The 19,973-nt window shown below is 65.5% G+C and carries 22 protein-coding genes and 1 pseudogene; 7 read left to right on the top strand and 16 right to left on the bottom strand.

Going from position 1 to position 19,973, the window contains the following annotated elements:
• Positions 1–23 precede the first annotated feature (23 nt).
• Positions 24–809 (bottom strand): aldolase, encoded by a 786-nt coding sequence (locus R2K23_RS24145; RefSeq protein WP_316513248.1) that lies wholly within the window; start codon positions 807–809, stop codon positions 24–26.
• 87 nt (positions 810–896) lie between these two features.
• Here R2K23_RS24145 and R2K23_RS24140 point away from each other — a divergent pair, with 87 nt between their 5' ends.
• Together R2K23_RS24140 and R2K23_RS24135 are read left to right on the top strand one after the other, a co-directional pair.
• On the top strand, positions 897–1,436 hold the full coding sequence (locus R2K23_RS24140; RefSeq protein ID WP_316513246.1) for a helix-turn-helix domain-containing protein: 540 nt from the start codon (positions 897–899) through the stop codon (positions 1,434–1,436).
• A 51-nt stretch (positions 1,437–1,487) separates the two neighbouring features.
• Positions 1,488–1,712: pseudogene (locus R2K23_RS24135) on the top strand (integrase core domain-containing protein); the annotation flags it as partial.
• Here the strand turns inward: R2K23_RS24135 and R2K23_RS24130 are convergent.
• Positions 1,709–2,455: an SDR family NAD(P)-dependent oxidoreductase gene (locus R2K23_RS24130; protein WP_316513244.1), complete on the bottom strand. Its 747-nt coding sequence runs from the start codon at positions 2,453–2,455 to the stop codon at positions 1,709–1,711. The pseudogene R2K23_RS24135 and the gene R2K23_RS24130 overlap by 4 nt on opposite strands.
• Positions 2,456–2,571: 116 nt before the next feature.
• Here R2K23_RS24130 and R2K23_RS24125 point away from each other — a divergent pair, with 116 nt between their 5' ends.
• On the top strand, positions 2,572–3,156 hold the full coding sequence (locus R2K23_RS24125) for a TetR/AcrR family transcriptional regulator (RefSeq protein WP_316513242.1): 585 nt from the start codon (positions 2,572–2,574) through the stop codon (positions 3,154–3,156).
• A gap of 76 nt (positions 3,157–3,232) precedes the next feature.
• Here the strand turns inward: R2K23_RS24125 and R2K23_RS24120 are convergent, their stop codons facing one another.
• The 11 genes from R2K23_RS24120 to R2K23_RS24075 all read right to left on the bottom strand — a co-directional run bounded on the left by R2K23_RS24120 (position 3,233) and on the right by R2K23_RS24075 (position 13,012).
• Positions 3,233–3,661 (bottom strand): pyridoxamine 5'-phosphate oxidase family protein, encoded by a 429-nt coding sequence (locus R2K23_RS24120; RefSeq protein WP_316513240.1) that lies wholly within the window; start codon positions 3,659–3,661, stop codon positions 3,233–3,235.
• Positions 3,658–4,503 (bottom strand): NAD(P)H-binding protein, encoded by an 846-nt coding sequence (locus tag R2K23_RS24115; RefSeq protein WP_316513239.1) that lies wholly within the window; start codon positions 4,501–4,503, stop codon positions 3,658–3,660. Before R2K23_RS24115 ends, R2K23_RS24120 begins: the two co-directional genes overlap by 4 nt.
• 195 nt (positions 4,504–4,698) lie before the next feature.
• Positions 4,699–6,048, bottom strand: a complete 1,350-nt coding sequence (locus tag R2K23_RS24110) for a lipase family protein (RefSeq protein WP_416223215.1) — start codon at positions 6,046–6,048, stop codon at positions 4,699–4,701.
• Between the two features lie 327 nt (positions 6,049–6,375).
• On the bottom strand, positions 6,376–6,618 hold the full coding sequence (locus R2K23_RS24105) for a LysR family transcriptional regulator (RefSeq protein WP_316513238.1): 243 nt from the start codon (positions 6,616–6,618) through the stop codon (positions 6,376–6,378).
• A gap of 10 nt (positions 6,619–6,628) precedes the next feature.
• The gene (locus tag R2K23_RS24100; protein WP_316513236.1) at positions 6,629–8,227 is read right to left on the bottom strand and encodes a class I adenylate-forming enzyme family protein; all 1,599 of its coding nucleotides are present in this window, start codon (positions 8,225–8,227) and stop codon (positions 6,629–6,631) included.
• 67 nt (positions 8,228–8,294) lie between these two features.
• Positions 8,295–9,062 (bottom strand): cyclase family protein, encoded by a 768-nt coding sequence (locus tag R2K23_RS24095; RefSeq protein WP_316513235.1) that lies wholly within the window; start codon positions 9,060–9,062, stop codon positions 8,295–8,297.
• Between the two features lie 111 nt (positions 9,063–9,173).
• A complete protein-coding gene (locus R2K23_RS24090; RefSeq protein ID WP_316513234.1) occupies positions 9,174–10,025 on the bottom strand; it encodes a fumarylacetoacetate hydrolase family protein in 852 nt (283 codons plus the stop codon).
• Between the two features lie 162 nt (positions 10,026–10,187).
• Positions 10,188–10,541, bottom strand: a complete 354-nt coding sequence (gene fdxA / locus R2K23_RS24085; RefSeq protein ID WP_316513233.1) for a ferredoxin — start codon at positions 10,539–10,541, stop codon at positions 10,188–10,190.
• Positions 10,538–11,590, bottom strand: a complete 1,053-nt coding sequence (locus tag R2K23_RS24080) for an NAD(P)/FAD-dependent oxidoreductase (RefSeq protein WP_316513230.1) — start codon at positions 11,588–11,590, stop codon at positions 10,538–10,540. The genes fdxA and R2K23_RS24080 overlap by 4 nt, the downstream gene beginning before the upstream one ends.
• Positions 11,583–11,813: a ferredoxin gene (locus tag R2K23_RS24915; RefSeq protein ID WP_396892695.1), complete on the bottom strand. Its 231-nt coding sequence runs from the start codon at positions 11,811–11,813 to the stop codon at positions 11,583–11,585. Before R2K23_RS24915 ends, R2K23_RS24080 begins: the two co-directional genes overlap by 8 nt.
• The gene (locus R2K23_RS24075; protein ID WP_316513227.1) at positions 11,810–13,012 is read right to left on the bottom strand and encodes a cytochrome P450; all 1,203 of its coding nucleotides are present in this window, start codon (positions 13,010–13,012) and stop codon (positions 11,810–11,812) included. Before R2K23_RS24075 ends, R2K23_RS24915 begins: the two co-directional genes overlap by 4 nt.
• Positions 13,013–13,251: 239 nt before the next feature.
• Here R2K23_RS24075 and R2K23_RS24070 point away from each other — a divergent pair, with 239 nt between their 5' ends.
• Positions 13,252–13,914 carry a TetR/AcrR family transcriptional regulator gene (locus tag R2K23_RS24070; RefSeq protein WP_316513225.1) on the top strand — a complete coding sequence of 221 codons (663 nt, stop codon included), beginning with the start codon at positions 13,252–13,254 and terminating at the stop codon, positions 13,912–13,914.
• Between the two features lie 30 nt (positions 13,915–13,944).
• Here R2K23_RS24070 and R2K23_RS24065 read toward each other — a convergent pair whose 3' ends face one another.
• On the bottom strand, positions 13,945–14,754 hold the full coding sequence (locus R2K23_RS24065; protein WP_316513224.1) for a LuxR C-terminal-related transcriptional regulator: 810 nt from the start codon (positions 14,752–14,754) through the stop codon (positions 13,945–13,947).
• Between the two features lie 192 nt (positions 14,755–14,946).
• Here R2K23_RS24065 and R2K23_RS24060 point away from each other — a divergent pair, with 192 nt between their 5' ends.
• Entirely contained in the window at positions 14,947–16,503 is a 1,557-nt protein-coding gene (locus R2K23_RS24060) for an AMP-binding protein (protein ID WP_316513223.1), read from the top strand.
• A 28-nt stretch (positions 16,504–16,531) separates the two neighbouring features.
• Positions 16,532–17,494 carry a cupin domain-containing protein gene (locus R2K23_RS24055; RefSeq protein WP_316513221.1) on the top strand — a complete coding sequence of 321 codons (963 nt, stop codon included), beginning with the start codon at positions 16,532–16,534 and terminating at the stop codon, positions 17,492–17,494.
• 132 nt (positions 17,495–17,626) lie between these two features.
• Here R2K23_RS24055 and R2K23_RS24050 read toward each other — a convergent pair whose 3' ends face one another.
• Positions 17,627–18,442 carry an SDR family oxidoreductase gene (locus tag R2K23_RS24050; RefSeq protein WP_316513220.1) on the bottom strand — a complete coding sequence of 272 codons (816 nt, stop codon included), beginning with the start codon at positions 18,440–18,442 and terminating at the stop codon, positions 17,627–17,629.
• Between the two features lie 116 nt (positions 18,443–18,558).
• Between R2K23_RS24050 and R2K23_RS24045 the strand changes: the two genes are divergently transcribed.
• Entirely contained in the window at positions 18,559–19,458 is a 900-nt protein-coding gene (locus R2K23_RS24045; protein ID WP_316513219.1) for a LysR family transcriptional regulator, read from the top strand.
• Positions 19,459–19,503: 45 nt separating this feature from the next.
• On the opposite strand, the gene R2K23_RS24040 is transcribed toward R2K23_RS24045, so the two are convergent.
• Positions 19,504–19,965 carry a PPOX class F420-dependent oxidoreductase gene (locus tag R2K23_RS24040; protein ID WP_316513217.1) on the bottom strand — a complete coding sequence of 154 codons (462 nt, stop codon included), beginning with the start codon at positions 19,963–19,965 and terminating at the stop codon, positions 19,504–19,506.
• Between the last annotated feature and the right edge of the window lie 8 nt (positions 19,966–19,973).

The raw sequence follows: 19,973 nt of genomic DNA, 5'->3' as shown, positions 1-19,973 counted from the left end.
TTGGTCCTTTCGGGGTGGTCAGATCACTGGTCGAGAGCGTCGGGATGCTGGGCCAGGGCTCGGCGGGCGTAATAGGCGAAGTTGGCCTGGCTACGTTTGGGTTTCAGCGTCCAGTCGTGGGCCTCGCGCGCCAGCCGGTCGGGCAGTTCGGCGATGGTCCCGGCGGCCATGGCCGCCAGCTGCAGCTTGGCTCCCCGCTCGATCAGCATGGCCAGTGAGCAGGCCTCCTCGATGCTGGCACCGGCGACGACGTGGCCGTGGTGGGCCAGCAGGATCGCCTTCTTGTCGCCGAGGGCAGCGGAGATGATCTCGCCTTCCTCGTTGCCCACCGGCACCCCGGGCCAGTCCGCCAGGAACGCGCAATCGTCATACAGCGGTGCGATGTCCATCTGGGAGACCATCAACGGGACCTCGAGCATCGAGAGCGCCGCGACGTGGAACGGGTGGGTGTGCACAATGCACTGGACGTCCGGCCGGGCGCGGTAGATCCAGGAATGGAACCGGTTGGCCGGGTTGGCCATTCCTGTCCCGTCGAGCACGTTGAGGTCCTCGTCGACGAGGAGCAGGTTGCCCGCGGTGATCTCGTCGAAGCCCAGCCCGAGACGCTGGGTGTAGTAGGTGCCGGGCGCTTCGGCGCGGGCGGTGATCTGGCCTGCCAATCCGGAATCGTGGCCGGCGTCGAACAGTGCGCGGCAGGTCAGCGCGAGCTTCTGCCGCGCCGTGAGTTCGGAGTCCGTGACATTGCGGCTCAGGCTGTCGAGTGCGCGGCGCATCAGATCACCCTTGGAGTCCTGCAACGTACTGCCCATCGATCTTCCTCTCATTTCACAAACGACACAATGGTAATGATAGGACACAGCGTGTCATATATTCAAATGGGGGTAAGGTGGGGCGGCGTGAGTGGATTGGTGCGTGCAGTGCGGCAGCAGCGCGGGATGACGTTGGATGAGTTGGCGGCGGGTACCGGGCTGACCAAGAGTTATCTGTCCAAGGTGGAGCGTGGTCAGAGTGTGCCGTCGGTGGCGGCGGCGCTGAAGATCGCCGGTGCGCTCGACGTGGACGTCGCGCAGCTATTCTCGGATGACCCAGAGGTCACCACGTTTGCCATCGGACGCGCCGCAGACCGTGGTTCGGACCGGCACCATGCGGTCGCGGAGCGAATGCTCGGCAAGTCGATGTCGCCGTTTGTGGTGCGCCCGGGCCGGCAGTTCAGCGCGCACCCGCATCCGACACATCCGGGTCAGGAATTTCTGTTTGTGCACCGCGGCGCCGTCGAGCTGAATTACAACGGAGACATCACCCGCCTGCAGGCCGGCGACTGCGCGTACTTCGACGCCGCGGCGCCGCACAAGCTGCGGCAGGTTGGCGCTGAGGTCAGTGAAGTGGTGGTGGTGACCTCCGACGTCCCCGCGCCTGGCATCGGCGGACCCGGGTAGCGCCGGGCCCGCCGAGGGCCGCTTCATAAACCAGGAGGCCTTCGTGTCCCACAGCGAACACGCCCGTACCGGCCACAGACCAACGGCAAAATCGAGCGATTCCACCGCACCCTCGCCGATGGCTGGGCCTACGCCCGGCTCTATGAATCAACCGAGCACCGCAACGCAGCCCTACCAGGCTGGCTGCACTCCTACAATCACCACCGAGCCCACTCCGCCCCCGGAGGCCAGCCACCGGTCACCCGACTGACCAACCTCCCTGGACATCACAGCTAGGCCGTGTAACCGCCGTCCACATTCAGGTTCGCGCCGGTCACGAAGCCCGCCTCCGGGCCGGCCAGAAAGCTCACCAGGGCGGCGACCTCGTTGGTCTGCCCGTAGCGGCCCAGCGCGATGATCTGCTTGGCGAGCTCGGAGAATTCCCCGTCAGCGGGGTTGGCGTCCGTGTCGACCGGCCCCGGCTGCACGTTGTTGACGGTGATGCCGCGCGGGCCGAGCTCGCGGGCCAGTCCCCGGGTGAAGGAAGCCACCGCCCCCTTGGTCATGGCATAGACCGAAAAGCCCGGCACCGGAACCCGATCGGCGTTGATGCTGCCGATATTGATGATCCGGGCACCCTGGCCCAGGTGCGCCAGCGCGCTGCGGATCGTCCAGAACATGCTGCCGATGTTGATCGCCACCAAGCGATCGAACTCTTCGGCCGGGTAGTCGTCGATGGGCGCGAAATGACCGACCGCGACGTTGTTCACCACGATGTCCAGCCCGCCGAGTTCGGCCACGGCCCGCGCGACGGCGGCCTCGGTTTGCCCCGGATCGGCAGCGTCGGCCTGAATTGCCACCGCCTTCCCACCGTCCGCGGTCACCTCCGCGACCAGCTTGTCGGCCTCTGCTGCCGAGGCCGAATAGGTGAACGCCACGGCGGCACCGTCGGCGGCCAGTCGTCGAACTGTCCCGGCGCCGATCCCGCGCGAACCGCCGGTGACCAGGGCGCGCCTGCCGGCGAGGGTTGCTGTGCTCATCTGGAAGGTCCTTCCGAACTAATTACGAACCGGAGTGTTACTTAGTATCCTGAGGTCAGCACCGGTGTCGGGGTTTTCATTCCCGATATCGACGACGAGTTTGGAAGGGGCGGGCGATGGTGGTGGGACGGCCGCGGGAGTTCGACCCCGACGCGGTCGAGGACGCGGCGATGAAGTTGTTCTGGGAACGCGGTTACGACGCTGTGTCGATCGCCGATGTGAGTGCGGCCACCGGGGTGAACCGCCGCGGTATCTACGCCGAGTTCGGCTCCAAGGAATCCCTGTTCGATCGGGCGACACGGCGCTACCTCGCCGGCCCCGGCGGGTACCTGGGTCAGGCCTTGGCCCGCCGGACCGCCCGCGAGGTGGCCGCCGCGATGATGCACGGCGCAGCCGACACCGTGAGCGGCGAGGTACGCGGTTGCCTGACCGTCGGGGACGGGCCGGGCCTGGCCGAGTTACGGGCCGAGACGGTGCGAGCGTTGGCCGGGAGATTCGACGTGGCGATGGCCGCCGGAGAGATCGCCCCGGCCGACACCGCGTTGCTGGCGCGCTGGGTCGCCGCGGTGTGCCAGGGGATCGCGGTGCAGGCCCGCTGCGGGGCCGGCCGCGATGATCTGCACGCGGTCGCCGACCTGGCGTTGGCGGGATGGGACAACGCCGTGGCCGGCGAGGGCCCAGGTCCGCGCACCCATCGGTAATCGATTGTCTACGCGGGGTTTTGCCGCGCCTGGCCCCGTGCCGGCCGGTGCACCCCGGTCGTCGGTCCGGATGATCTCAATAAGGGCTGCGTTGCACGGTTTCCGGATGGATGACCAGTCGGAGGTGGTCCAGGGTCAGCATCGCGTCGAGGTCCCGGACACGGACTGGATCGTCGAGGTCCCAGTACCGAGCCGCAAGCCGGTTGGCGAGTTCGATGGCCCCGTCGGACGCCAGGGTTGCGGGTCCGGCGACCGAGATCCAGCGTTCGGGCTCGCCTACCGGTGCGGCGACCACCAACGAGACCCGTGGATCGCGACGGGTCCGTGTCACCTTCGCCGCGTCGGCTGCGGTGAACAGCTGCAGCGTGCCCGCGTCGGTGACCTCGAACCAGACCGGTCGCGGTTGCGGCGGTGTCGGTCCGGCCGCGGTCGTGAGGAAACCGTGCAGGGGACGATCCAAGAAGTCGAGGTCCGCGGCGGTCAGTGGGGAGGCGTCGGCGCTCATCGGTGCCACACCCCCGTCGCCGCCGTTCGCACCACGTAGTCCTCGAAGGTCCGGGGCGACCGTCCGAGTACGGCGGCGACTTCGTCGGTGGTCGACGCAGTCCCGGTGCTCAACCCGCGCGTCATCATCACAAACATCTCAGCGATGTGGTGGGCGGCCTCGGCTCCGAGGCCCTGCCGGGTCAGCAGCGCGGTGTATTCCTCGGCGGCGACCTGCTTGTAGGTGATCGGCCGACCGCATGCCCGGGCGATCAACTCGCAGGCCTCTTCGAACGTGAGCGCGCGCGGCCCGGTGAGCTCGTAGGTCATCCCCCCGTGGCGACCCGGTGAGGTCAGGACGGTGGCCGCGACATCTGCGACGTCCTCGAGGTCGACGAAGGGCTCGGGAACCTCGCCTGCGGGCAAAATCAGCTCGCCGGCGAGCAGCGGAGCATGGAATACGTCCTCGTCGAAATTCTGGTCGAAGTTGTTGGGACGCAGGATGGTCCACTCCAACGCCGACGCACGCACAGCGTCCTCGGCGTCGCGCATGTCCTGACCGAAAATGGAGTCGCCCCACGTATCGGCGCCGCGTCCCGAAAGCAGGACCAGGCGACGTACGCCGGCGGCCTCGGCACGGGCGACGAACTCGTGCACCGGTCCCGGGGTCGGCGGGGGCACGATGTATACCGCGCCGACGCCGTCGAGTACGGCATCCCAGCCGCTCGGAGCGGACCAATCGAACGCGGTGTCGCTGGTGCGGGAGGCTGCGCGCACCGGCAGGCCGCGCAGGCGGAGCCGGGGAATGATCCGGCGACCGGTCTTGCCGGTGGCGCCGAGAACGAGGGTGGGTTGAGGTGTCATGTCCTCGATTCAACGCGCGACAGCCGGACCATTCCATAGGTGATAGGCCGGACTGCATGTCCATTCGTCCGACATCAGGAACGTTGGCACGGTGTTCCGACCCGACTGGGCCGGGTCTTCGCCGCCGATACGAGTTGCTTGGCGGGAGGCGGTGCGCAGAACCCAGCACGATGTCACCGGTTCCATTCATCGGATCTACCCACAATTGGACGCGGTGGGAAGGCCGTTGACCCGGTCGGCGACCCACCGCATCCCACGTTCCCCGTCAACGAAATACGGTATGAGGCTGTTGAAGCCGGTCTTGTTCAGAAAGGGCGGCTGTTCGTTTGTCCACAATTCGACGTCCGCGCCCTTCGCGCACCAGTCCCGGGCGAGTTGCTCGGCTCCGATGTACGGGAAGAGGGGATCGAACCTATTGACGCTGATCTGCACGGGTGCAGTGGGTTTCAGGGTCCCCAGCTTCTGTGCGGCGAGAGCGGATTTGAGTGGCTCGGCCGCGAGAATCTGGCGGTAGTCCTGATTGAAATAGGGCTGAACGTGTCGGAACATAAACTTTGTCATAACCTCATTGATGCAGTTGTACCGAGTCTTCTCGAGCATGTCGATTCCCCGGGGGGTCAGTACGCTGCGGATTCCTTCCTCTGCCTCTGGGAATGCTGAGATGAAGCTGTTGAGCGTATAGCCCAGAACGCCGACGAACAGGGAGCCGTCGGCGTAGTCCGGCAGTAGCGAGTAGTCGGCGGTCGGCGCACCGACCCAGGCGCCGACAACCTCGAGTTCGGGTGCGTAACTGGGAGCCAGTTCGGCCGCCGCTCCGGCGGCATAGCCGCCCGGGCCCCAGCCCCAGAAGGCAACCGGACTGTCAGGAGCTAAAGAGGTGCCCGGCAGTCGCTTGGCCGCTCGGGCAGAGTCGATCACGGCGTGGGCGGTGGGGATTCGGATGCCGGAGGTCGGGGGACCATAGGTGCCGGTGCCCTGGTAATCGGTAACAACCAGGGCGAAGCCGCGGTCGAGCATGGTGGTGAAGAAGCCCTGTTCCCACAGGAAGAGGTAGTCGAGGTAGCCACCGTAATGAAAGCCACCTTCGCTGATCACTCGCGAAACGGCGCACTGGTCGCCGAGGCCGGTGGGAAAGGGGGCCAACGCGAGGAGCGGACGCGGGCCGGCACCTGTCCATGGAATGTGCGGTTCGAAGTAGGTGCCGGTGACGGCGACGGCACTACCGGCGAGGTTGCGGCTCTGGTACATCAGGCGAGTGCCGTCTGCTTTGTAGTTCCCGTGTCCCGCGGGGTCCAGGGCGATGCGCGACGGTTCGGTGCGGATCACGTCGCCGGAAGTCCCGTCCGGCAACGGGCTCGGTGGGGTGTAGAAGGGGCGATATTGGCACTCGGGTTGGTAACCGGTGTTCGGGGGGCAATCCTCGGCGACCGCATCTGGTGCCAATTTGATGTGGGCGAGCGTCAACAGCAGTGCCAGGGCCGTCAGTATCACCAAAGTTGTTCTACTTCGGGCGGGCCGTCTTGTCCGTTGCCTTGTTGCGGTCATCAATGTGTTCTCCAAATCGGCGGCGCCACTGCGCTTGTCGTGCTGACCGTCGTGTGATTGTCAGCACCGCAATCGTCATATGAGCGGGCAGCGGAATCATTGCCGAAAAACGACATGATCATCGGTTCTAAGTCCAAGCTCACCTGGCGGCCGAGGCGACTCCGGCAATTGGAGCGGATCGGCAGTAAGCGGGTACCTCGCGGAGGGGCGCGCATCGCCGCGCGCTCGGCAACATCCGGGTGGGCGGCGCGATTCCCTGATGCGCAGCCACCGTTCGGCGCTACAAGCCGGGCATGCCGATGCAGCGGCACGGTCGAGTGCGCCGAATTAGCGGCGGAGTGCTTCCATGGCGTCAACGATCTGACGGATCCGGGTCAGTACTTCGGATCCCTCCGTCGTGATCGTGACGCGTCGGCTGGTCCGCGCGAAGATGCGTATCCCGATGTGCGCCTCGAGTTGTCGGATACGGCGCCCGAATTGCGGTTCACTGATATGGCTGCGGGCCGCGGAGCGGCCGAAATGCAGCTCGTCAGCGAGGGTCAGCGCATACCGCAGCGACTCCAGGTCCATGCCGGCGACCTCACCTGGTATCCCGGGACGTAACACCGACGCTCGGCTCCTGCACGCCGGCGGGGACGTACCCAGGATCGTCGCTCGACGTCATCGGGTTCGCAAGACGTGATCCGGTCTGGGGGAGCTGAGAACGTCGGATCTTTCCCACACTGGTGCGTGGCAGCTCGTCAATCAGATGCCATTCCACGGGGCGGCCGGACGGCAGCAAGTTGCCCGCGGCCCAGTCGTTGAGCTCCTCAGAGGTCGGCGGTTTGGTCGGATCGGTGGGAACGATGAAGGCATGCGGAACCGTGTCGCGAACAGGGTCGGGCCGCGCCACCACTGCTGCTTCGCGGACACCGGGCGCCTCGGTCAGCCGGACCTCGACCTCAGCAAGACTGACGTTCTCGCCGGCCACCTTGATCACGTCGTCGAGTCGCCCGACGAATCTCAACACGCCGGTCGCGTCCCTGCTCATCAAGTCACCGGTGGCGAGCCACGCGGTGTCGCCGTCTCGATCGACGAGGACTCGCGCGGTGGCGGCGGCATCCTGGAAGTATCCGCCGAACAGGTCGTGCCCGGGCCTGCCATGAACCATGAGCTCGCCCACCTCGTCTATCCCGCATTCCTGGCCGGTCTCTGGTGACCGCAATCTGATACGCCGCCCGGGCAGGGGCTCGCCCAGTACGTCGTGCCGGTAGGGCGAGCGAGAGTCGCAACTCACGGCGGCGATGGTTTCCGTCATTCCGTAGAGCTGCCGTGGACGGGTACCGGCCAGTTTGGCGAACCGGTCATAGTGGGCGGCTGCAAGATTCTGCGCGAACCACACGTGCTGGAGGCTCAGTCCGGTCGTGGACCGAGAGGTCCGGTCGAGGATCATCCGGATCGGTGCGGCAAAGAGACTCGCGTGGGTCACCGATAGAGCTCGCGCTTGCTCGATCCAGCGCGACGCCGAGAATGCTGAAGTCAGAGCCACGCTGGAGCCGACCGCGATTGCCGAAGCAAAGCAGTAGTACTGGGCGTTTGCGTGAAACAGCGGCAAAGTAACGAACCATCGGTGTGCAGCAACCAGCTTCGATGCGCGCGCCATGAACTCAGCAGCGGCGACGTAATTGGCCTGAGTCACCATTGCTCCCTTCGGAGCCGAGGTCGTCCCCGAGGTGAACAACACCGCCAGCCGATCGGTCGAGCGCGGCGCGGAACTTATCGCACTGTTGACGGTGGCGGACAGGGCGCCGCCCGACGCGATGTCCGACTCATCTTCGGCCAACTCGAGGATCGGCGCTGCGGGCACTGCGCCCTCCTGGTAGGGAGTTGCTCGACTGCGTGCGCAGATTCCCAACCGTGGTTCGGTTCGTTCGAAATGCGCGCGCACATCGCGCGGCGTAACCGCCGGGTCAGCGGGCACGATCCACGCGCCGAGCCTCGCCGCCGCCAGCCACACCGCGACGAACGGGGGCGAGTTTCGCAGCGCCAGGTGGACTGGATCTCCGGCGTCCACACCGTGGCGCGCCAACACCTCGGCGGTGCGGGTAACCACGGCATCGAACTGCCGGTAAGTCCAGGTGGTGACTGTGCCTGTGTCGGAGTGGAAAACGAGGAAGGGCCGGGCGCCGTGCCGGTGCACGGCGGTAGCCCATAACTCGGTGAACGAGGATGCGGTGGTGTGCCACCCGTTTACTGGGTGGCTCCAGTTAGTCGTCAAGGAATGCCACCACCCGGGCCGGCGCCGCACTTGCTTTGTAGAGGCGGAGCGGGAAGAAGCCGACCATGAAACCGTGCGGGGGTAGCTTGTCGAGGTTCGTCAACTGCTGGACGATGAATGCTTCCTTCTCCTGGATGGCAAAGTGACCATCCCAGATCTGACCGGGATCACCGGTCTCTTTGTAAGCCTGCTTCATCACGGGAAACGGCCGGTCCCACGCCATCGCATCGGTACCGAGGATGGTTGCGCCCATTCCGGTGAGGTGTTTCGTTGCGGCCGCGGTCATCCCGGGGTACTGAAAGAACTCGGGGTCGGAAACTGAATAGCGCTCCTGCCCGGTGCGGATGAGCACGGCGTCCCCCACTGCCACTGGGCGACCAGCCCTTTCGATGGCGGCATCGAGCGCCTCGATGCTGATTGCCTCACAAGGGGTTACGTCGTTGCGGACGTCAAGCACAAGGGCTGGACGATAGAGTTCATCGAGCTCGATGTCGGTGATGGTGCGGGCGGGCCGGCCCTCGCAGTGGCTTCCGCTGTGCAGGGGCGCGTCGACATGAGTATTGCAATGGCTACTCATCACTATGGAGTCCTCGCCCCATCCCTCCCCGTTGGGCAGATCCTCGGCTGGACAGTCGAAGATCGACTGCATGTGTCTCAAGCCGGTGGTGGCCGGCGGCCCGTAATCGATCTGTGGACCAAGGACCACACGGAGGGTGTCGTACTCGGCAGGCACGGTGATGTCGGAGGCAGGCTTCATGAGCCGGGATAGTTCGATGAGTCGAGGCACCTTGAGTCCTTAGCTGTGGGAATCAGAAGTTGGCGGGTGGTGATTGTTCCTGTGTTGTGACGACGCGGCGGGCGCGGTCGCTCAGCGGTAACGGACGACGTTGCGGAGTGCTCCCAGACGATCTATCTCGAGTTGCACCTCGTCGCCGTCGTTGAGGCGACGGCCCAGTTCGAAGCCGCACCCCGATGCCACCGTGCCACTGCCGATGATGTCGCCCGCGAAAAGCCTTTTGCCTCGGCTGAGGTGGGCGATCGCGAACTCGAACGAGTAGGCCATCGAGTCAGAGCGCCCGCGCGACCACTCCTCCCCATTCACCAGTGCGCGCATGCCGAGTTGATAGGGATCTCCTACCTCGTCTGCGGTAACCAGGAACGGGCCGAAAGTGTTGCTGCCCTCGAAGTCCTTACCTTCTGCGGGTCCCAACGTGGACTCCATCACTTCGCTTTGAACATCGCGAGCGCTCCAGTCATTGAAAATGACGAAGCCGAAGATGTGGGAACGTGCTTGGCGTTCCGGGATGTCGATGCCGCCACAGCCCAGGACGACAGCGAACTCGAGTTCGTAGTCGATGTCGCGTGATGTCGGCGGGGCCGTGATCACGTCGCCCGGCCCGCTGGTCGAGAGGTGATCTGCGTTGTAGTAGACAAACTGCTTCTCGAAGATCTCGGGGAGATCGTACGCCCCCGACGCGAGCATGCGCTGATACTCGGACTCCGGGTCGGCGGCCCCTTCGGCGCGGCGGCGTGCCATGGCGCGAAGAGCCGGCTCAATATGGTTCGTGAACAGGGTGCAGTCACGAACCCGGATGGGATTGGGGACCGGCGCGAGCAGTTTCAACGATGCGAGCTCCCGCGTAGCATGCTCGGCGGGTCGGTCCTGCGCAGCGCGTATCTGCTCCCAGGCATCTGGCCCCATCTCGATGATGGTTCGCACGCTTCTGAAGTTCTCGCCCAGGACGGACGCGAGGTCAAGGACGTAGTGGCCATCACCCACGACCACGCCGGCCCGTGGTCCGGTATCAGTGTGAAATGTAATGTATCGCAAGAGGTTTCTCCGATCGATGGACGCGATGTCAGCTCGTGGATACGTGGTCGTTCACGTGGGGTAAGTGCGTTGCGCAGGTAGGGCCGCGACGAGCGCGGTGTCGACGCCGATGCGCCCGACACAGGCGGCTCCGCCGGGCGCCCCCAGCGGTTCCGATCGGCCCGCCAGCACCATCGAGAAGAACTCTGAGTTGTCCTGGATGTGCCTGCTTTGGCTGACATCGCAGGTCTGGACAGGGAAGATGGCGTCGACCGGGCAGGCGGGTTCGCAGTTCCCGCACTCGATGCACTCCACCGGGTTGATATAGAGCTTGCGGTCGCCCTCATATATGCAATCAACTGGGCATTCGTCGATGCAGGCACGGTCCTTAACATCGACGCAGGATTCGCCGATAACGTAAGTCATTGGTAAGCCGCCTGATTCGCAGATTCTGATCTGGCCTCGGTGGTGGAATGACCGCCGAACAACGGAGCCGTGGGGTCGATCAATCGACAGGCATTGCTGACTGCGGTCGCCGCCTCTCCGAACCCCACCGTGATCAGGGGGACCTTCCCGGGATAGGTGCTGATGTCTCCGGCTGCGAAGATGCGGGGAGCCGACGATTGCATACGGGTGTCCACGCGAACTTGCCGATTGTGCTCGACGTTGAGGCCCCAGTCGAGAAGTGGGCCCAGGCGGGCCGTGAATCCCAAGGCTGCGACCACCCGGTCGCAGCGAACCATTTCTTGGCTACCGGCGGTGGTTTCGACGGTGACCGCAGTGAGCTTCGGACTATATGTGCTGCCCACCACGTGCGCCTCCGTGAGCAGTCGGATACCCCGCTGTGCCGCCGTACGGACACTGTGTTCATGCGCCCGGAAGGTCGACCGGCGGTGGACCACAGTCACCGAGGAGGCAACGTTGGCCAGCGTCGTCGCCCAGTCGAGCGCGCTGTCACCGCCGCCTACGACGACGATGTGGCGCCCGCGATGCGCCTCGATGTCTCGGACGAAGTGGTCGACGTCCCCGGGGCGGATACCGCTTCCCGGAGATAGCGATCTTGGGGTGAAACCACCTACACCTGCAGCGATTATCACGGCCGCCGCGTCAATCGTGGTACCGGCTGCGGTGGCGATGCGGATGGCGCCGTCGGCGCCGGTGGGCTCGCCGGAGTGGGTGACTGACGCTGCCTGCTCGCCCAGGATGTAAGTAGGGTCAAAGGGTGCCGCTTGCCGTTCCAGTCCGTCGATGAGCTCCTGCCCCGCAACCGAGGGAAAGCCGGCGACATCGTGGATCAGCTTGTCGGGATACATCGCCGAGACCTGTCCGCCGATGACCGGCATGGCTTCGATCACGGCCGCGGTCCGGCCACGAAATCCCGCATAGTATGCGGCGAAAAGCCCGGTGGGGCCGGCGCCTATGATGGCGATATCACATTTGACCGGCGCGCAGTCCGGAGATCGATTGTCAGGCAAGAGAATGGCCCTGTTCGTTGAGAACCTCTATGAGGCCAAGCGGACATGCGTCGTGTGCATCGAGGGCCGCGTCTAGGTCGCCGTGGGGTGGGTTGCCGTCGAGGACTTTTACCCATCCTCCAGCGTCGAGCTCGAACAGGTGGGGCGCGGCAGCAACGCACCCGCCGCTTCCGGCGCAGTGCTCGGATCGAGCGGTCAAGCGGAAAGTTCGATCGGTACTCATAACACCACCGGGCGGGTTGCCCAGCCGCGGGCGACCGCGTTGGTCGTACGTCGGCGCGCCGGTGTCGAACCCAGCTGCAAGTTGGGGAAATTGTCGAGGATGTAACCCAAGACGACTCGTACCTCCATGCGGCCCAACGGTGCTCCCACGCAGAAGTGAATTCCGTTGTAAAAGGCGAGGTGCTTGTTGCTTGAGCGGTGAATGTCGAAACTGTCCGCCCGATCGAAGCGGCGTGGGTCTCGGTTGGCCGCTGCGAGACACGGAGCCATCATTGCGCCGGCTGGCACCTTGGTGCTACCGAAATCAGTGTCGTCCAGTGCCTTACGTAGAGTGAGGTGCAGCGGTGGATCCAAGCGAAGGATCTCTTCGATGGCCACCGGGAGCATGTCGCGATCGGCCCGGACCTCCTCGAGCACCACTGGGTGTTCCAGGAGGTACGTCAGGCCGCTACCGATCAGTGTTGTGGTCGTCTCGTTGCCGGCGACCAGCAACAGGGCCAGTTGTGCCACCAGTTCGACGTCCTCGAGGCGATCGCCCGAGATGGTCTCGGTCTGGATGAGCTCGCTGATCAGGTCGTCTTTTGGTGACTTGGAGCGCTCGTCGATCAGGCCTCGCAAATAGTCGAACAACTCCAGCGAGGCGGCGATCGCGGTATTGCGCATCTCGCCTTGGACAACCGGGTCAAAGGTGGAGGCGAAGCCGTAGGACCACTCCCGAAACTTGGCTCTGGCCTCGTCGGGAACTCCAAGGATGGACGCGATGATCGCGACCGGCACATCCGCGGCGAAGCCGGGCATGATGTCGAACTCCCGACCACGTGGATATCGCCCGATCAACTCCCGGGTGACATCGCGAATTGTGTCTTCCCACTGCGCTATCGAACTGGGGGTGAAGACGTGCCGGAACGACGACCGGATGCGGGTATGGGTCGGCGGGTCGGAGAACATGAAGAGTCGCGACGCGGTGTCGACGAATTGAAGATGCGCAGGGTTGGTGTGGTCATGCCAGCTGGGGGCCGAATCGTAGAACACGTCGCTGGAGAACCTGCGATGGTCGCTGCCCAGCAATCGCACGTCGTCATAGCGGCACACCAGGTAGGCCTGCAACTGCTCACACCAGTGCACCCCGTCGCCGATCTCGCGGAGTTCGTTGTACGCGGGGAACGGATCTTCGAGTGTCCCCCCGAACAGGTCCGCCATGACGGTCGCGGCCTGTGGATCCGCGGCCGGATTGGTCTCGATGGTCATTCTTCTCCTTCACGCCCGGTGGGCGACGTGCGTCACAGGTCGTGCCCAGTGTGCGGCGCATCGGCCGCTTAGTCAACACGCCGTCGTAATTTGTCGACGGTCCGTCGACTGGCTGGAGGGGCAGGTGCCTACGGGTGATGCAGGTCGGCGCGTCGGTATCGGTGGTCCTGGGCCGTCTAGCATCGAGTGCGATGAGTGACCATTCCGATGCCTCAGCGGCGGGAAAGCGGCCGAGCGCCAAGCCCCCTCGGACGCCACGACGCTTCCAGGCAGCCGTGCCTCGAGCCGGGGATGAGCGCCGTGACTTGCTCCTGGACAGCCTCGAGAATCTCCTGACGTCCATCCCGGTCGCGGACCTGTCGATGGAAGCCATCGCCTCGGCGGCGTCGCTGTCACGGACCAGCGTGTACTTCTACTTCGGCAACAAGGGCGAGGCCGTGGACGCTCTCATCGCCCGTGCGACAGAACAGATGCAGGCGCAGATGTTTCCCCGCACCCGTGATGAACCGCTGCGGGATTTCGTCGCTCGGATCGTTGCCGCCGCGCTCGACGGTTGGCGACGCCATTGTCCCGCATACATTGCGGCGGTCGAGTTGTCCGCGTCTCGCGGCCCCGGGGTAAGCCGCTGGCGAATGATAATGAGCGCCTTCGCTGAGGTTCTGGCCCAAGGCGTGCTCGCTGAGGATGCGGAGCTTTCCGACGCGGATGCCCAGCAGCGTGGCGCGATCGTGTGCTGGATGGTTGAACGAAATTTCTATTTCTTGTTCACGAATGACCACACCGTCGAGGAGGAGGAGACGCTGGCGGCGGGTTTGACCCAGGCAGCCCACGCTGTCCTCGCCGCGCCGCGCTGAGTTAGAGGAGCCTTGGTATCTGCGCGGCCGCTAGGGGAGCACCCCGAGGCGGCGTGCAAGTACCACCGCCTCCAATCGCGTATGCGCATGCAACTTGCGCATTGCGTCCTTCATGTAACCCTTCACGGTGTCGGTCCGCACGCCGAGCAGGTCGGCAATGTGCGCGTTGCCGTGGCCAATCGCCGCCAGTGCCAGCACGTCGACCTCCCTTGCCGTCAAGTCGCTTTCTGTGTGTGCGGGGACTTCATCGATGAGCGACTCTGAGATCCGGGTGATCGCACCCGCTGCCCGCGGATCATCCAAGGAGCGCGCCAGTATGCGCAGTTGCGCGTACGCATCCCCGATGCGGTCGCGCAGCGCGGCGGCCTCGCTTGATTCTTCGCCTCCCGAAACCCTGGTGCGTGCCGCAACGATGCGTTGCTCGACGGTGCGAGCTGCGTCGGCCAGACAGTCTTTTGTTCGGTCGCCGATCGGATCTGCTGTACGTAAGGCGGCGTAGAGGACGGCCACCGGTTTCTGGGCAACCACCACCGGAGTGGCCGCCATTGCGCGTAAACCCTCACTCGCAATGATCGCGTCGTATCGATGCGTGATCGTAGGGGTCCGACGGTAGTCATCGACGACCATGGGCCGGCCGACCTCGACCACTCGGCCGCCGAGTCCCTGTCCAACATCGACCAAGACGCGATGGAGTGCACCGACGGTGCTGCCGTCGAAGTGGCTGAGCCGCAAGCCCGCATCCGGCTCAACGGTGCCGGCGAAAGCCAATGAGACACCGGTTGACCGTCGTATGCGGACCAGAGCCTCCACCACGGCTCGGACTACTGGAGACGGGGCCATGATTGCTCCTCACGCTCAAGCGCGCTTACACACGCACCTGTGGGGAACGTGCGGCGCTCAGGTTACGCATCCCGAGTTGGGCGGTGAAGCCCTTTGTCGACGGCCCCCACTTTGGGGGGTGTTCCACCCTGGCGTCAACGCGGACACTGAGACAAAGTCAGTCGAGTTCTTAGTGAGGTCCCGTTGTCCCGCATGGTTACCACCAGTGAAATCCCTGCCCCTGCCGACGCTGTCGAGTTATTGCTCGAGCGCTTCTCTTCGGTCAAGGCAAACGCCGCGGAGCTTCTTGTGGATTGTCACGACTCGTCCTCGGCGGCATTCGTGACGGTAGACGACCTAGAGCAACGTCCGGTGGTCGTCAGCTACGGCGAGCTGCGGGATCGGTCGATGCGTCTCGCGCAGCTGCTCACGGATATGGGGGTTCGTCGTGGAGACACCGTAGCGGTACTGATGGGCAAGCGGGTTGAGTTGCCTGTCGCATTGGCGGCGATCCTACGCATCGGCGCGGTCTACCTGCCATTGTTCACTGCGTTCGCAGCGCCGGCGATCGAGTCCCGCTTGAGGGCGGCGAGCGCGCGGATAGTGATCACGGAACCGAGCCAGGCCGAGAAGCTGGACTCTATCGCCGGCATCGAAACCTTGGTCGTCGGAGCTGAATTCGACGCACGAGTCGCGGCGGCCCAGCCCCTTGAAAGTGCTGCTTCGGTGGGCGGCGGTGGCACTATTCTGCTGCTCTTCACCAGTGGGACGACGGGTGCCCCGAAAGGTGTCCCGGTGCCCCTGCGCGCTTTGGCTGCGTTCGCCTGCTACATGATCTATGGGCTCGACGTTCGTGAAGATGACGTCTTTTGGAACGCGGCTGACCCAGGCTGGGCCTACGGTCTGTATTACGGCATTCTGGGCCCCATGGCGATTGGCCGACCCAATATCCTTTTCAATAGCGGTTTTTCGCCGGAGACGACTGTGACGGTGATCCGGAAGCTCGGCGTCACGAACTTCGCGGCGGCGCCGACGGTGTATCGCGCGTTGAGCGCGGCGCCGGGCATCGGCGGGGTTTCGCTGCGCCGCGCTTCTTCGGCCGGAGAGCCGCTGACGCCGGAAATCGCCGAATGGGCGCCCAGCGCACTCGGCACGGAGGTGCGCGACCACTACGGCCAGACTGAACTGGGGATGGTCATCAACAACCATTGGCACGACGACCTGCGCCTACCTGCGGTAAACGGTTCGATGGGCCAGCCCATGCCAGGGTTTACTTGCGGCATCGTGGGCGGCCAGATTGCCGTCGATACCGCGCAGAGTTCGTTGATGTGGTTCACCGATTATCACAAAGACGCCCGAACGGCCGGTTCGCGCTTCACCGCGGACAAGCGGTGGTATCTCACCGGAGACACGGGCCATGTCGACGCGGCCGGACACTTTCATTTCGGCGGCCGAGACGATGACGTGATCATCATGGCGGGATACCGCATCGGGCCACTCGATGTCGAAAGTGTCCTCATCACCCACCCGGATGTGGCGGATGTGGCCGTCGTGGGACAGCCGGACGAACTTCGCGGGGAAGTCGTGGCGGCCTTTGTGGTGTTGAAGGCAGGGCAGGTTGGTACGGAAGAACTCAGCGGAGAGCTACAGCAACTGGTCAAGACCCAATATGCCGCGCATGCTTATCCGCGCGTCGTCCATTTTGTCGACGAACTGCCGAGGACCGCGAGCGGGAAGGTGCAGCGCTACCTTCTCAAAGGCCGCGGCTGAGGCGGTCGATTGTCAGTAGCCTGGTCGGGTGGACCAATTCGGCGATGTGTTTCGCGAGGTGCGCGCCCACGGCTCGGTTTTCAGTCGGGCGACCCTGTCTCCACCGTTTGCGTTGAACTTCGTCGACGGCGCACCGTTGACCCTGTGCACACTGCTCAGCGGGTCGGGATGGGTTGTGCCCGAGGATGGCCCGCCCGAGCACATTTCTGCCTATGAGTCCGCGGTGGTACGCGGACCGGGGACCTTCAGTTTCGTCGACGAGATCGGGACCAAAGCCGAGCCGGAGGCGTGTGGCGAGTTCTGTACCACCCTCGAGGAGGGAGGCACCCGTTACCGACGGGGCTGGATGGACAACGGTGAAACCGTCGAGGGCGGCACGGTGTTGATCGTCGGCGCCTACCCCGTGCGCGGCGAGATCAGCCGCCGGCTGCTCGACGCACTCCCGGCGGTGTTGCGGGTGAGCGCCGGCGGCACCGGGGACGCAGTACTCGACCACTTGGCCGCGGAGGTTGCCATCGACGCCCCGGGACAGCAGGTCGTGCTCGACCGGCTGCTGGATTGGATGCTGGTGTGCACGCTGCGTGAGTGGTTCGACCGGCCCGGTGGCCAACCGCCCGCGTGGTGGGCGGCCCAGCGTGACCCGGTCGCCGGCGAGGCGCTGCGCCTCCTGCACGCCGAACCCGCTGCGCCATGGTCGGTCTCGTCACTTGCGGCCCGTATCGGGGTCTCCCGCTCGACGCTGGCCAAGCGGTTCGCCGACCAGGTCGGGGAACCGCCGTTGGCCTACCTCACCCGCTGGCGCATGGCGCTGGCGGCGGACCTGCTGGTGGACCGGGCGACCATGACCATCGGCGAAATTGCGCGCAGCGTGGGGTACAGCGATCCGTTCGGGTTCAGCGCGGCCTTCAAGCGCACCAAGGGAGTCAATCCCAGCGAGTTCAGGCGCGCCGCGACGGCGCACGACCGCGAGCCGATGGGTGGCGTGGGGTAGGAGCCGCGGCCCCCCGATCTCCGGTGGGACACCGCCGAGCCGCGCCACGCGGAGGTCTGCGCCGATCAGGGAGGCGTCCGGGTCCTGAACCCCGCCTGGCTGCGTGGGCGTCCGGTCCGGTTCCCCGCCTGGTCAGGCGAAGTCCGCCGTGGCGGCGTTGTCGCGCTGGCCGGCCACCTCCACCAGGCGCCGACTCAAAGCGTCGGTTATCAACACCCACGCATCGGTGCCGAGCACCAGTCTTCGCGGCGGCCGGCCGGAGTCCGCAGCCCGGATGATCGCCGCGACGGCGCGCACGGGGCTCACCGGCATCTCCTCCGGTGTCGGCACCGCCCGATCGGCGGGCCCGCTTCGATAGGGCGCACTCGGCCGCACTTGCTCGGCCGCGTCGAAGAACCCGGTGCGGACGACGCCGGGTTCGACGAGGGTGGTGTGGATGCCGAAGGGTTCCACCTCGCTGGCCAGTGCATCGTAGAAACCCTCGATGCCCCACTTCGTCACGTGGTAGAGCGCGAAGCCAGGAAACGTGATGTGGCCGCCCATACTCGACATCTGCATCAGTAACCCGCCCGACTGCGCGCGAAGATGCGGCAGTACCGCGCGTGCGAGGTGGATGGATCCCGAGAGGTTGGTCTCGATCATCTGGTCGATCTGGATGTCGGTGAGGTCCTCGGCGGCGGCGAACACCCCGTAGCCGGCGTTGGACACGATGACGTCGATGCGGCCGAGGGCGGCGAAGGCCTCGTGGACCACCGCGCGCACCGCAGCCGCGTCGGTGACGTCGAGCGCCCGTCGCCACAGTCGGTCGCCGTAGCGCTGCGCGAGATCGTCGAGTTGCTCAGGCCGGCGCAGAGTCGCCGCCACCGAGTCACCGCGACGCAGGGTCTGCTCTACGAGTTCGCGGCCCATCCCCCGCGAGGCGCCTGTGATGAACCATGTCTTTGCCATGCTGATTCCTTCCGTCGTCCTGTGGGGACAACGCGGCGGGGTGGTGCCCGTACTCCATACTCTGTATGCATATTTCGGTGCACACCCATCCGAAGCTCACATGGGTACGGTGAGGCATGGCCGAAGTGACGTTGGAGGGGCTGCGCGTGTGTCGCGAGATCGCGCTGCACGGATCATTCACGGCCGCCGCGCTTTCGCTCGGTTATTCGCAGCCCGCGGTGTCCCGGCAAGTGGCGGCGATGGAATCGGCAGTGGGCTACCGGCTGTTTGTTCGGGAGCCGCGTGGCGTCAGCGCGACTCCCGCCGGTGCCCGTATGGTCGAGCACGCTGCGCGCATCCTCGGGGCCGTCGGCTCCCTGCACCACGACCTGAGCGCTTTGGGAGACAAGCTCGCCGGGCGCGTTTCGCTGGGCGCGTTCCCAGCCGCGATGGCGGTGCTGGTGCCGCGGACCGTAGCGCGTCTGGCGGTCGACCACCCAGCATTGGTCGTGACATTGACGGAGTCCGCCACACCCTCGCTGCTGCGGGACGCCCGGGGCCGGCGCCTCGACGTGGCGGTGATCGGCACAGGCAGCGGCCTACCGGATTACGACCTCGACGGGCTTCGTCAGCACCGTGTGTACGCCGGAGATCTCTGCGTCGCGGTGCCGGAGGGACATCGCCTTTCTGGCCGCGCAGAAGTCGCCGTCGGCGAATTGGTCGACGAAAGATGGATCGCGGGAACAGGTTCGGCGGGAGATCCACAATTCGCCGCTTGGCCCACCCTTACCGATCCGGTGATCGGCTTCCGCGTGCGCAGCTGGCACGCCCGGCTCGGCCTGGTGGGAGCAGGTCTCGGGGTGTGTCTGCTGCCGTCGTTGTCGGCGCAGGCGGTGCCGGCCGGTGTGCACTGTGTCCGCGTCGACGACCCGGCATGGGCGGGGCGCCGCACGGTGGCCGTCACCGCCGTCCAGCCCGACGAGGCTGCCCGCGCCGTGGTTGCGGCGTTGCGGGCGGTCGCCTCTGAGCTCGTCTGAATGGGGCACCGAGCCGAGCAGGCCCCGTGTTACGACCGTTGAGCCTTACGCCAGTTCCGGCGGAAAGCCCCCTGTCGCCACCGGGCCCCACCGCGTGGGCGTGATCCGCAGCAGCGACTTGCCTTGATCGCGCATGGCCTGCCGGTACTCGTCCCAGTCCGAGTGCTCGCCGGAGATGTTGCGAAAGTACTCGACGAAGGGTTCGACGTCCTCGACGGCGTCGATGATCTCCGCGGAGCCGTCGATCTGGACCCACTCGCCGTTCCAGTCGTCGGACAGTACGACGACGCTGACGTCGGGACGGGCGCGCGCGTTGCGCGTCTTGGCGCGTTGGGGGTACGTGGCGATCACAAGTCGCCCGGAGTCGTCGACGCCGCCGGTGACGGGGGAGGCCTGCGTTGTGCCGTCGCGGCGTCGGGTCAGCAGGATCATCCGGTGGCGCGGCCTGACGAAGCGCAGCAAGCCGTCGAGGTCCACGGTGGTGTTCGTGGCGATTTTGCGAGCCATGACTTACT

Source organism: Mycolicibacterium sp. MU0050, from assembly GCF_963378085.1.
GTDB lineage: Bacteria > Actinomycetota > Actinomycetes > Mycobacteriales > Mycobacteriaceae > Mycobacterium > Mycobacterium wendilense.
Note: the sequence above shows the minus strand (reverse complement) of the source record. Positions and strands in the feature narration are given on the sequence as shown.